Here is a 13005-nt window from a genome sequence, read left to right as displayed (position 1 = left end):
TCGACCATGGGTGACCTGCACGACGTTCGCCTTGAGCGTAGTTCGCTCATGATCTTCGACGCTGCGCGACGTCGACTCAATCGTGCTCGCTCGCGCCTGCGTGCAAGTGCCCCTCGCGGCGTCGATTATGGTGGGCGGAATGACAGGTCCCGCAACGATGGTGCGGCAGCATTCCCGCCGAATCGCCACCATCGCAGTGACGACGCTGCTCCTTCTCATCCTCATTGTCGTCGGCACAACCGTGCAGGTGCCCTTCGTGGCGCTCGGACCAGGACCGACCGTCAACACGCTGGGCAAGCTCGACGACAAGCCCGTCGTCGACATCACCGGTACCCCCGTCGACCCGACGACCGGAAACCTCAACCTCACGACCGTGTCGGTCAACGACGGCCTCACCCTGTTCGACTCGATCCGCCTGTGGGTCTCCGGCCGCTACACCGTGCAGCCCCGTGAGCAGATCTTCCCGCCCGACCAGACGACGCAGCAGGTTCAGGAACAGAACCAGCAGCAGATGTCCGGGTCGGAGAGCACCGCGACGGCCGCCGCGCTGCGCCACCTCAACCGTCCGACCAAGCTGATCGTCGACTCGGTCGCCGCAGACGGACCGTCGTCGAAGGTGTTGCGTCAGGGCGATCAGATCCTGTCGGTCGGTGGGGCAGCGGTGTCGACGTCGGAGGACGTGCAGTCGGCTGTGCGTAAACAGAAGCCGGGTGCGCAGATCCCGATCGAGATCGATCGCGCGGGCACCAAGCAGACCGTCACGGTCACCGCGGCCGCTCGCCCCGACGACAACGACGTCGCCTACATCGGACTCACGCCGGATGTGGTCAACGCCGACCCCAACCTGAAGATCACCTACAACGTCGGCGACATCGGCGGCCCGTCAGCCGGTCTGATGCTGACACTCGCGGTGATCGACCGCCTCTCAACCGGCGAGCTGACCGGCGGCAAGTTCATCGCGGGCACCGGAACGATCGCCGACGACGGCCAGGTCGGCCCCATCGGCGGCATCACGCACAAGACCCGCGCCGCCCGTGAAGCCGGAGCAAATGTCTTCCTCGTGCCGGAACGCAACTGCACCGAGGCCAAGTCCGACGCTCCCGACGGACTGCAACTGGTCAAGGTGAACTCACTCGACTCCGCGCTCTCTGCACTCGACGACGTGCGCGCAGGCAAGGATGCGCCTCACTGCTGAGTTCTAGCCCTGTGGTCCGCGGTCGTCGAGCGTGGCAGCCAGGGCCGACTGCAGCGTCGACGCCAGTTCTGGATGCGTGAGCAGTTCCATCGGAGCATCGGGATTGTCGTCCGGAGTGGGCTGCAGCCGCATCAACGACAGCGTCTTTCCCCCACGCAGTGCGCCGACCGCCAGGCGTGCCGTGCGCGCCGACGGGTGTCTGCGGGCCGCGGCGCGCGCTGCGGACTCGCTTGCGGCCGGATCGCCGAGGAGTGGTTCGAAAGCGGAGTCCAGGTCACCTTCGGCATCCGGAGGCAAAACGACGATCTCCAGGACCAGCGCCACACCTTCCACCGGCGGGCTCCACGTCGCCGTCGCCAAGAACTCCTCGAGCTGCGCGTAGGGTTCGTCGCCCGCGGCGACCTCGAGTGGCTCCTGCGCGACGGGGCTCAGCGCAGAGTCGTCGTCCTCGTCGACGAGCCCAGGATTCTGCGCGGCGATCAGACTCGTCGGCACGAGCGCGAACACCTGCGGCGGTTGACCCCACCCGCCGAGTTCGACGTGATCGAGCACGTCGTGCAATGCGCGGCCGAGATCGTCGGGGGAGAACTCGTCGGTCATGGCTGTCAATACTGCCTGCTGCGCTACGACGACGTACCGGGACCACGGGATCCAGTGGCACCCGTGCGGGGACAGTACAGTGAATGCCACGATCGCGCTGAGAGGTGCGGCAGCCCCGGAGATGTCCGAAATGACCGAACCGGGTACGCCCTGCAATGATCGTGCTGAGAACACCGATCGCACTGAGAACGATGGCACTGGGAGAGTGGGTTAGTGGGCGTACGCGGGCCGGCGGGCATGCCGACACTGTCGCGCAAGAGCAAGATCGCCATCGGGGTGGGTGTGGCCATCCTCGTGGTGCTGTTGGTGGGGCCACGGCTCGTCAGCATCATCACCGACTGGCTGTGGATGTCCGACGTCGGATACACCGAGGTGTTCTCGACGATCGTCTGGACACGCATCGCGTTGTTCTTCATCGTCGGGATCGTCGCGGGTGGTCTGATCTTCGGTGCCGTTGCGCTGGCCTATCGGTCGCGCCCGGTTTTCGTGCCCGCGAGCGGCCCGAATGATCCGTTGGCGCGGTACCGGGCGTCGATCATGGGCCACATCCGCTGGTACGCGATCATTCCGCCGATTCTCATCGGGCTGGTCTTCGCGCTCGTCGCGCAGGGGTCGTGGGCCACGGTGCAGACCTTCCTTCACGGAACCGAGTTCGGGCAACGCGACCCGCAATTCGGCCTCGACGTCGGGTTCTACGCCTTCGACCTCCCGTTCTATCGGTTCGTGCTCAACATCCTGTTCGTTGTCGTGGTGATCTCGTTCTTCGCGAGCCTGATCACGCACTACCTGTTCGGCGGCATTCGTCTCGGCAGTGGCGGCAACTCGATCACCAATGCCGCCCGTATTCAGTTGGCTGTTCTCGCGGGAACCTTCTTGTTGCTCAAGGCGGTGTCGTACTGGCTCGATCGGTATTCGCTGTTGTCGAGTCAGCGCAAACAGGAGATCTTCACCGGCGCAAGCTACACCGATATCAACGCGGTGTTGCCGTCGAAACTGATCCTCATGGTCGTCGCGATCATCTGTGCCGTCGCGTTCTTTGCGGGCGCGGTGATGCGGGATCTGCGTGTCCCTGCGCTCGCGACCGTGCTGATGTTGTTCACCGCGCTCGTCATGGGCGTCGGGTGGCCGCTGGCGATGGAGCAGTTCTCGGTCAAGCCGAACGCGGCCCAAAAAGAACTCGAATACATCCAACGCAACATGGACGCCACGAAACAGGCATATGGCCTTGTCGACGGCACCAACGTCGAATATCAACGTAATTGGACACAGCAACAGGCAGATCCTGTCGCGGTCAACAACGACAGCGCCACGCTGTCGAATATCCGCATCCTCGATCCGAACGTGATCGAGCCCGCGTTCACCCAGCGTCAGAAGCTCAAGAACTTCTACGGATTTCCGACGCAGCTCGCCGTCGACCGTTACAACGTCGACGGTCAGCAGCGCGATTTCATCGTGGCCGCACGCGAACTCGATCCCAGCAAGTTCGACGCCAACCAGCAGAACTGGATCAACAAGCACACGGTGTTCACGCACGGCAACGGATTCATTGCTGCGCAGGCGAACACCGTCGACGAAGCGTCGTCGGATGCCGAGAGTGATCGCGGTGGCCTGCCGGTCTTCGCGGTGAGCGACCTGGAGAACTACCAGACCGAGAACTACAAGGCCAACGCTCCGATCAAGGTCAGCCAGCCGCGTATCTACTTCGGTGAGCTGATCGCCAAGGTCGATCCCGACTATGCGATCGTCGGCTCGACAGAAGGCGACCGCGAATACGACCTCGACGGCAAGAACTACACCTACAGTGCCGATTCGGGTGTCTCGCTTGGCAACTGGTTCAACCGGATGCTGTATTCGGTCAAGTACACCGAGCGCAACATCCTGCTGTCGAATGCGATCAACTCCAACTCGAAGATCATCTACAACCGTGATCCGCGGGACCGCGTGAAGAAGGTCGCTCCGTGGCTGACCGTCGACTCCAAGACCTATCCGTCGGTGATGGCCGACGGATCGATCAAGTGGATCGTCGACGGCTACACCACCCTTGCGACATATCCGTACGCGCAGAAGACGTCGCTGCAGGATGCGACGACCGACGCCCAGGAGCTCAACCGCGGACAGACGGGCCGGACGCAGGTCAACAAGCAGGTGTCGTACGTGCGCAACTCGGTGAAGGCGACTGTCGACGCCTACACCGGCAAGGTGACCCTGTACGAGGTCGACCAGAACGACCCCGTGCTCAAGACCTGGATGAAGGTCTTCCCAGGAACGGTCAAGCCGCGCAGCGAGTTCGACAAGCAGAAAGACCTCAAACAGCACGTGCGCTATCCCGAGGATCTGTTCAAGATCCAGCGCGCGCTGTTGTCGCGCTATCACGTGTCGGACCCGGGAACGTTCTTCCGCAGCAACGATTTCTGGTCGATCCCGAATGATCCGACGAAGGACGACGCGACGCAGCAGGGTCTGAGTCAGCCGCCGTACTACTTCACCGCGGCATCGCCGCGCGGGCCGCAGGCGGAGTTCCAGTTGACGACGGTGATGAACGGCTTCAACAGCCGATTCCTCTCGGCGTACATGACGGCGTCGTCGGACCCCGACGACTACGGCAAGATCACCGTCAAGACGCTGCCGACGACCAAGCAGACCGTCGGACCGCAGCAGGCGCAAGAGAACATGAAGAGCGCAGGACCCGTGGCATCCGACCGAAAACAGGTCGAGGACACCACCAAGGTCACCTACGGCAATCTGCTCACCCTTCCGGTGGGGCAGAACGGCGTGCTCTACATGGAGCCGATGTACACGCAGTCGAAGACCGACGACTCCGCGATACCGAAGCTCTACCGCGTGCTGGTCTACTACAACGCCGCCAGCGACGAGGCTCGTGTCGGCTACGCGGCGACGGTTGCCGAGGCGCTCAAGCAGGTGGGTATTTCACCCGCCCAGGCGACGACACCCGAAAACGGGCCGGTCGACGTGGGCGACAACGGTCAACAGCCGATCGCGCAGCCGACACAACCGAGCCAGCAGGGGCCGTCGTCTCCGCAGCGTGACGCCGCGGTGAAGGAGATCGGTGCTGCACTCGGCCAGCTCAAGGATGCGCAGAGCAAGGGCGACTTCACCGCGTACGGGCAGGCGCTCGACCGGCTGAACAAGGCTGTGCAGAATTACGAGGCGCTGCCCTCTGGCAACTGACCTCGAGCAACGGTGACTCTCGGCGTCGGACCATAGCGGTCCGGCGCCGAGCGTCGTTGTGGGGTCTTGTCTCGCCGATCTCATTGGGAGCCGAAATGTGCTCTGGCGCACTGAAAGCCGTGGTTCACGGGACCGTCACATCGATCGTTCACGATGCAAGGATCTTCGATGACGATGGCTAATGTGACAATCGCGAGTGCTCGATTAGCCGGGTGCTGATTGTTCGTTGGGGAGGTCGGGGAAGATGCCACCGCTGAGTCGGCTCGCTCGAATCCAGATCGCTGTGCTGATCATCGCCGGACTTGTGGTGTCGATCTTCGCGGGCATCCGCTATGTGCATCTCAATCGTGTTGTCGGCGTGGGGATCTACACGGTCGACGCTCATCTGCCGGATTCCGGTGGCATCTTCACCAACGCCGAGGTCACCTACATGGGCGTGCCCGTCGGTCGTGTCGGCACACTGACGCTCAGGTCGGACGGGGTGACTGTCCCGTTGATTCTCGAATCTTCCGGACCCGACATTCCCGCGAATTCGGTTGCCGTGGTGGCGAATCGGTCGGCCATCGGTGAGCAGTACATCGATCTACGGCCGCAGTCGGGTTCCGGGCCGTACCTGCACGACGGATCGGTCATCACGAAGACCTCTGTCCCGCCGCCGATCGAGGACGTCGTGTCGTCGGCGCTCGACTTCACCTCGTCGATTCCGATCGACGATCTGCACACCGTGATCACCCAGCTCGGCGCGGCGTTCAACGGGCAGGCGGATAACCTCACGCGGCTCGTCGACTCGCTGGGGAAGCTCTCACGCGCCGGGGTTGACTCACTGCCGCAGGCGATCTCGCTGATCAATTCGGCGGACTCCGTTCTCGCGACGCAAGAGGCGCAGTCGGATCAGATCCTGGCGTGGTCGCGCAGCCTTGATCTGATCACCGCGACGCTCGCGTCGTCGGATCCCGATCTGCGCAGGCTGCTGACAACGGGAACGACCTCGGCCACGCAGATCTCCACACTCATCCAGCGCAACGGTGGCGATATCGGCAAGGTGGTCGGTCAACTCTCTGAGGTGGCCCGCACCATCGAGCCCGCCGGCTACAACATCGGCAATACCTTCGCGATGCTCAGTCTGCTGTCGGCACAGGGGCATACGACGGCGCCGGGTGACGGTCAGATCCACTTCGGTGTGGTGCTGGAGACCAATAACCCGCCGGCGTGCACGCAGGGCTATGAGTCGACCGACGCGATGCTCGCGCGGGTTCGACGTGAGAAGCCGACCTTCGACATCAACTACGACGAGTTCCCGTTCAACACAGAGGCGCACTGCACAGCGCCCTTCGGTAACCCGACGGCCGTCCGTGGCGCACAACGAGTTTCAACCGCCAACCCCGACATCCCGCAGCCGTGGGACTCGACGCCGAAGAAGGACCCCGACAAGCTCAACCTCAATCCGCTCGCGCAGCAACTCGCGGGCCTGATGGGCGTGCGGTCGTCGTGACGTCGGTCACCACGACGCTCGCCGAAGCCACTTTTCGACGCATCGCCGCAGGTCAGACCGGCTGGCGCAATGGATTTGCATCTGCGTCGAACGCACCTGTAACGTGGTGTTCACCAACGCGGGGTGGAGCAGCTCGGTAGCTCGCTGGGCTCATAACCCAGAGGTCGCAGGTTCAAATCCTGTCCCCGCTACTAAGAACCGGCCCCGCCGGGACGAGGAACATCGTCCCGGCGGGGCCGGATTCATTGGTGCCAGTGCGGTTCCCGCTCATCGCGAAACCATGTCACCGCGGGTAGGTGACGATCACCTGGCCGCTGCGCCGGCTTCGCCATTCCACTCTTCGGTCGGTGTGGAGCGTCGGAACCCACTCTCCAAGATGTTTCCGCTGGTGATCGGCCCGGCACAGTGGGATGAGGTCGTCGAGTACCGTCCAGCCGCCGGCCTCGGGGTCGGTGTGGTTGAAGGGTCGCCAGTGGTCGAGGTCGCACAGGTGAGAGGGCATGCCGCAGAACGGGTATCGGCACCAGGCGTCATTGGCGAGCACCTCGGCGCGCAACGTGGCGCTGGGTGCATAGGTCAATGCCCCAGGTGGTGGCACGGTGTGAGAACCGTGTCCGGTCGGATCGGCCGGTGGTGCCTGGGGTCGGTCGGAGATCAGCGGGATGAGTGGTCCGGCGGCACGTACGGATTCGGGGTAGTGAATGGTCTTCGCGACGTCGGCGAGGGTGATCGCATAGGTGGGGTCGATCGGCCCGTATCCCTGTAACCGGGGTACAAGCACACCGTCGGGGTCCGTGAGCACTGTCAGCACGGGTGCATCGGGCATCACCATGGCTCGTCCGAACGGGACCGGTGCCTCAGTTGGGGTGTGGGGATCGGTCGGGTCGGGAGCCTCGGGTTCGGCGACGGGCTCCACCGCGTCGGCGGGTTCGACACGTTGGTGTGCGTCGCAAGGTTCCGGCGCACTGGAAGTCTCGACGTCCCGGGCTTCAGGAATGTCATCGTCGGCGGGCTCAGGCAGCAGGGCGTTCCGTGCTGGGCAGGTGTCGAGGCCGCAGTCGCAGGTGAGGTGCGCTCCCGGTACGCCGGTGATCTCGCCGAGCGCGATCACTCGCAGTGGCCCGAGCCGACGGGGATCTTTGCGGCAGGTGCGTTCATCGATCAGCGCGTCGATCTGCGATTTGAGGAACACCCCATAGTGAGCGGGGATGACCGCATCCAGGTTGGAGTGGCCCGCAACCTCCGCGGTGATGGTGACGTCACCCACCAACTCGGCGATGGTGTCGCGTTCCTCGGTGACACTGTCGGGACTCATCGAGATCAACGCGGCGTCGAGCTGTTGGGACAGCACCGGGTCGGTGGTGGCGCGGGCCCCATAGTCCAAGACGATCTCTTCGAACGACATCTCCGAGTCATCACCCTCGATGCAGTCGGGATCGATGTCTCCACCACGTTGGGCAGCGCGCGCCATGATCGAGGCCCGGTTGGTGGAGTAGTCGCCGTTCAGATAGCCGGCGCGGATGAGCGGGAATTTCTCGAGGAGATCCGCCAACGTCACCCAACTCCCGGCCTTGCTTCGAGAGACACCGAATTGCAGAGAGACTTCGGCTCGTCCGAGTTTCTCTGCATGCTCGATCACCGAACCCCACACACTGGTCTCGGACCGACCGGCGAGGTGCTCGCGATACACCCGCTCAGCCAGAGCCGCGCCCGCAAGGACCGTCCGAGCCTCGTGCTTGCGGGACTCGCGCAACAACTCCCGGCCCGTCTCGGTGAGCTCCTCTCGCGACATGGATCTGATCGTGGCGGCGTCGGCATCCGGATCGGTGAACGTCAACACACTGGACATCTGAATAACCTCCCCTCCGCGGCGATCGAACCTATGGGCACAAGTGTACGAAGGAGTACCGACAAATCCGGCACGGCAGCGGCCGGGCTGGAGGAATTTGTGGACAACTTTTTTCGGCGCACCTCGCGCCCCGCCCGCCGATCACCGATGGTCGGCGGCGGCCTTCGACCCGACGCCCGCGTGCTCTGCGGTCTCTGTCTTCGCTAGAGCCTCTGAGTCGCCGGAACTCTCTGGCGCGGTCGAACTTTCGCTTCTCGGCGTGTTGTTCCCGCCCAACCGGCGCCACAGCGCCGCGACGGCAAATACCGCGGCGGCGGCGATCACCAGGCTGACGACGGCGATGACCTTCCACCACGTCGACCCGTCGGACGACTGTTGCTGAGCAACAGTCGAGTTCGCATCGGTGGCCGACGCCGCGCCGTGCGCGGCGTCATGATCGCCCGACGCGGGGCCGAGCGTCACCACGGGTGCGGGGTGTTCTGGTTCCGTCTGGGCGTCGGCCGCCTGTTCGTTCCAGGAGACGACGGTGCCGTTGGCATACCGCTGCTGTGTGGGGAGCGTGACCGACGTCGTGCCTGCGGGCCAACGGCCTCCGGAGAACGCGAAGACACCGTATTCGGTTGGCTTGAGCCCACTCTCGGGGTTGCTGGCTTGCCACGTGATCTTCGAGACGCGCTCGGAGCCGTTGGACTGCGTCTTCTCCGTCGTGGCCGTCCACCCCGGAATCGGTAGTGTACGAACGGAACTGAGATCGACCCCGGTCGGCAGCGTGACGCTGATCGCCGTCGTCGTGGTGTTGTCTTCTTCGCTGGGTACCACGAGTCGTACCTGGCCGTAGCCGCCGGAGCTCGGCTGCGAGGTCGGGTCGACGGTGACATGCGCTGCGGCCACACCGGCGACCGACGTCGTCAACGAAAAGGCAAGTGCGGTAAGGCCGAAAGCGAGCCGACGTGCTGAGCGGTTCATGCTGTTCTCCTGGTTCTGAGTTCTACGGGTTTTAGACAACGCGGTACGTGAAGTCCTTGACGTGCGCGATCGAGTCGCCGGTGACCGGGTTGAGGGTGAGCGTCCCGATCCACTCACCGGTCGTGGGCACGGTCACCGCCGGACTGATGAACGTGACCGGCGCGGGGCGTCCGTGATTGATGTCGCCGGGTAGCCGGTACGAGAAGTCGACGGGCAGGCCGCGGACCCCGGAATCGGGTTGTCGGAGTACGAGACTGATCGAGGTGGGCGCCGCCACACCCGTCTGAGGGGCTGTCGGCGTCACCACGACACGAAAGGTCTCGGGGCCACGACGCGCGGGACCGACATCGATGCGCAGCGCGTACTCGCCGACCGTCGTCTCGATGGTCCTCGTCGGCGCGTACGCCGCAGCGGCGGGCGTGAGTGACGAGAGCACACCTGCGACCACGATGATCGCGCAGCCGACGACCGCCTCGACTCCCACGCGTGTCCGAATCCGCGCTGCCACAGCAGGACCGGAGACGTGTTCTCGCGCGGAACGTCGAATTCGACGGTGACTGGACGCGCCGAGCGCAATCGCTAGCGCCACCATCGCGAGCTTGACCAGCAGTGTCACGCCGTAACTCGTGTGCACCAGCGCAGCGAAGTGTCCGACGCCGATCACCGCGGCGACGACTCCGGTGGCAACGATGGCCGCCACGCACGACGCCGCAACCACCGACCACACGCCCAATCGGCGCAGTCGTTGCGACGACGGGTCGTCGTGGACCAGAAGCCACGTCAGCACGAGGAGCCCGCCGATCCACCCGACCATCGCGACGACGTGAATGAACGTGGAGACGAACCGAATCGGCCCGGAACCGCCGTGGCCATTGGCGACCACGGTGGCCAGGGCCGCGAGACCACAGACGCCGGCCACCGAGAGTCGCGTGATCTCGGAGCTGTCCCAGCGCGGCGTCTGACCGGGCGCGCGACCGACGACGAGTACCGCTGCGACGATCACCGCGATCCGCAGGTAGACCAACAACGCATACGACGACGCTCCGAAGTCGGCGAACCCGTCCCACGTCGGACCGCTCGGCGTTGCCGACGCATCCCAGATGTAGGCGACGACGATCTGGACGAGCGAGAGGATGACCGCGACGGCCGCCGCGATCCGCGCGAGGCGCCACGTGGTGCGCAGCCGAGGCGGCGACGCGTCGAGCAGCAGGGCGGCCGGTATGAGGCCGAGTGCTCCGATCAGTGCGATATAGAGCAGCCCGGTCAGCACTCCGCTGAGCAGACCGGCCAGCGCGCTCGGCGTCGGAGCCGGTGGAGGCGCCAATGCGATCGCAGGTACTCCGACGCCGAACTGGATCGAGCCCCCGACGGGATGGTTGTCCGCGGAGACCACCGTCCAACTGGCGATGTAGGAGTCTTTGCTCAGGTTGGGCCGCAACGGGATCGACAGCGTGCGACCACCGTCGAGGAGCTTCGGCTGACCCGACGTGACGGCGCGACCGGACGAGTCGAGGACGCTTGCCGTTCCCGATGTCGCCGAACGCGACACCGGCTCGTCGAAGGTGATTCTGACGTCGTGCGGCGACGTGGAGATCTCCGACCCGTTCGACGGTGAGGTCGCGACGACGACGGCGTGCGCGCTCGCCGGAGCTGCCGCGCACGTCGACCACGCGTATGCCGCGAGAATGGCGAACGCCAGCAGGATGACGCGGCGAGCAGACCATGGGGTCATCCGTCGCCGCGACGCGCTGCGGTGAGCGCGTCGTCGGGTGTTGTCGCCTCCTCGTCGAGCAGGGTGAGGATGCGCGATTGCAAGGCGACGAACTCGGGATTCGACGGATCGCGTGGTCGAGGCAGGTCGACGTCGATGATCTCTCGGATACGTGCGGGTCGGGGCGAGAGGATCGCGACGCGGTCGGCGAGGATCAGTGCTTCGGGGACGTCGTGCGTGATGAGCACTGCGGTGAAACGTCTTTCGTGCCATAGGCGCAGCAGCTCGCCCTGCAACACCCGGCGTGTCAGAGCGTCGAGTCGGCCGAGCGGCTCGTCGAGCAACAGCACCGACGGATCGTTCACGAGTGCGCGGGCGAGTGCCGCGCGCTGTGCCATGCCGCCGGAGAGTTGCGCCGGCCAGGCGTCGGCGAAGTCGGTGAGTCCGACGAGATCGATTGCGGCGTCGATCTGTTTGTCGGCCTCGCGTCCGAGTCCGCGTGCCTGGGGCCCGAGTGCGACGTTGCCGCGCACGGTGCGCCACGGTAGGAGAGTGGGATCTTGAAAGACCAACGCGCGACTGGGATCTGGCGCGGTGACCCGTTGCCCGTCGACATCGACCGTGCCGAACAGTGGATGGTCGAGGCCTGCGAGAAGCCGGATCAGCGTCGACTTGCCCGATCCGCTCGGGCCGACGAGTACCAGGAACTCGCCCGCATCGACGGAGATCGAGATGTCGTCGAGCACTGCGAGATCGGTGCTGCCGCTACGGAATGCCTGTGTCACGTGGCTGATGTCGATCACGCCGCCTGTCGTGGTTGTACCTGCGGAGTTTGTTGCAGGGGAGGTCTTGTTCACCATCGGGTCAGCTCCTTCTCCCAGCGCAGTGACCAATCACGAAGGCGGAACAGCAGACTCAGCAGCACACCGCAGACCACGACGAGGACGACGATGCCCGCGTAGACGCCGGGGAAGTCGCCCCAGCCCTTCTTCCAGTTGAGGTACCAGCCCAATCCCGAGTTCACACCGAAGTTCTCAGCCACGGTCAAGCTGACGAACGAGGCGCACAGACCCATGAAGGCGCCGGTGAAGATGCTGGGCAAGGCGCCGGGAAGACTGACGCGGAGGACGAGGAAGCGGTCGCGCGCTCCCAACGTCTGCGCGACGTCGAAGTACGATTTCGGGATGCTGACGATGCCCGCGCGGGTCACCACGGTCAGCGGGAACCACACGCTCAGTGCTATGAGAAACACTGCGCCCGAATAGGCAGTCGGGAACAGCACGAAGATGATCGGCACCCAGGCGAGCGTCGGTACCGGCCCGAGGAACATCAGGATCGGATGGACCCAATAGTTCGCGGTCTGCCACCAGCCGATCACCACACCGGTGGTGACCCCCGCGATCACACCGAGGATGAATCCGACAGCCAGGAGCTGCAGCGAGTTGCCGAGGCTCTCGGAGAGAATCCCGCGGTCATCCCAGAGTCGGGAGGCAATAGGTTGTGGTGCAACGAAATACGGGGGCTTGAGGAGACTCGTCGTTGCGGTGGAGGCCTCCCAGAAGATCGCCCAGAGCGTGGCGCCGAGTAGCCACGCGGCGCCGTGCGAGAGTCGACGCGAGGCGCGTGCACCCAGGGCTCCTGGTCGGGTACTGACGGCCCACGTCGCAGCGGCGATGGCCGCGATGACGAGTCCGACGACGGCGACAAAGGTCGACGACTGGTCGATCAGTGTGATGTCGCGCTGGGAGAGTCGGGGACTGTGCGGAGCGAACGCCACAATTGCGGCGAAGGCGATCCACGCGAGAATCCCGGAGGCGACGAGCAGTGGATCGACTCGGACCGGGTGCGTGACCTTGTCGAGCGCGGCGTGGATGCGCGCGGCGCCCTGCACCGTCGGGCGCTCGGCGGCGTTGTGTGCGTGGCCGGTGGTGTCAGGAGTCTCGCGACTCCGCAGACCGGGTTCTGTGCGCGGCACGTCGCGGTTGGTTGTGGTGGTCACCGAT

General features: G+C 64.8%; 9 protein-coding genes and 1 tRNA gene. 4 read left to right on the top strand and 6 right to left on the bottom strand.

What is annotated here, in order from left to right; genetic code table 11:
• Positions 1 to 157 precede the first annotated feature (157 nt).
• Positions 158 to 1195, top strand: a complete 1038-nt coding sequence (locus GOSPT_RS04960) for a YlbL family protein (protein ID WP_005203639.1) — start codon at positions 158 to 160, stop codon at positions 1193 to 1195.
• Positions 1196 to 1198: 3 nt separating this feature from the next.
• On the opposite strand, the gene GOSPT_RS04955 is transcribed toward GOSPT_RS04960, so the two are convergent.
• Positions 1199 to 1795 carry a PPA1309 family protein gene (locus GOSPT_RS04955; RefSeq protein ID WP_039854808.1) on the bottom strand — a complete coding sequence of 199 codons (597 nt, stop codon included), beginning with the start codon at positions 1793 to 1795 and terminating at the stop codon, positions 1199 to 1201.
• A 213-nt stretch (positions 1796 to 2008) separates the two neighbouring features.
• Between GOSPT_RS04955 and GOSPT_RS04950 the strand changes: the two genes are divergently transcribed.
• From GOSPT_RS04950 to GOSPT_RS04940, 3 genes are all read left to right on the top strand, one after another.
• Positions 2009 to 4984 (top strand): UPF0182 family protein, encoded by a 2976-nt coding sequence (locus GOSPT_RS04950; protein ID WP_005203637.1) that lies wholly within the window; start codon positions 2009 to 2011, stop codon positions 4982 to 4984.
• A 244-nt stretch (positions 4985 to 5228) separates the two neighbouring features.
• A complete protein-coding gene (locus GOSPT_RS04945) occupies positions 5229 to 6476 on the top strand; it encodes an MCE family protein (protein ID WP_005203636.1) in 1248 nt (415 codons plus the stop codon).
• 117 nt (positions 6477 to 6593) lie between these two features.
• Positions 6594 to 6667, top strand: a tRNA-Met gene (locus GOSPT_RS04940).
• A 92-nt stretch (positions 6668 to 6759) separates the two neighbouring features.
• Here the strand turns inward: GOSPT_RS04940 and GOSPT_RS04935 are convergent.
• The 5 genes from GOSPT_RS04935 to GOSPT_RS04915 form a co-directional block, all read right to left on the bottom strand.
• Positions 6760 to 8325 carry an HNH endonuclease signature motif containing protein gene (locus GOSPT_RS04935; RefSeq protein WP_005203634.1) on the bottom strand — a complete coding sequence of 522 codons (1566 nt, stop codon included), beginning with the start codon at positions 8323 to 8325 and terminating at the stop codon, positions 6760 to 6762.
• Positions 8326 to 8466: 141 nt separating this feature from the next.
• Positions 8467 to 9291 (bottom strand): YcnI family copper-binding membrane protein, encoded by an 825-nt coding sequence (locus tag GOSPT_RS04930; protein WP_005203632.1) that lies wholly within the window; start codon positions 9289 to 9291, stop codon positions 8467 to 8469.
• A gap of 31 nt (positions 9292 to 9322) precedes the next feature.
• A complete protein-coding gene (locus tag GOSPT_RS04925) occupies positions 9323 to 11023 on the bottom strand; it encodes a copper resistance CopC/CopD family protein (protein ID WP_005203628.1) in 1701 nt (566 codons plus the stop codon).
• Entirely contained in the window at positions 11020 to 11862 is an 843-nt protein-coding gene (locus GOSPT_RS04920) for an ABC transporter ATP-binding protein (protein ID WP_005203626.1), read from the bottom strand. Before GOSPT_RS04920 ends, GOSPT_RS04925 begins: the two co-directional genes overlap by 4 nt.
• Entirely contained in the window at positions 11856 to 13001 is a 1146-nt protein-coding gene (locus tag GOSPT_RS04915) for an ABC transporter permease (RefSeq protein ID WP_005203624.1), read from the bottom strand. Before GOSPT_RS04915 ends, GOSPT_RS04920 begins: the two co-directional genes overlap by 7 nt.
• Positions 13002 to 13005 lie beyond the last annotated feature (4 nt).

Origin of the sequence: Gordonia sputi NBRC 100414 (genome assembly GCF_000248055.1) — a bacterium.
Classification (GTDB): domain Bacteria; phylum Actinomycetota; class Actinomycetes; order Mycobacteriales; family Mycobacteriaceae; genus Gordonia; species Gordonia sputi.
This window is presented reverse-complemented; position numbering and strand designations above follow the sequence as displayed.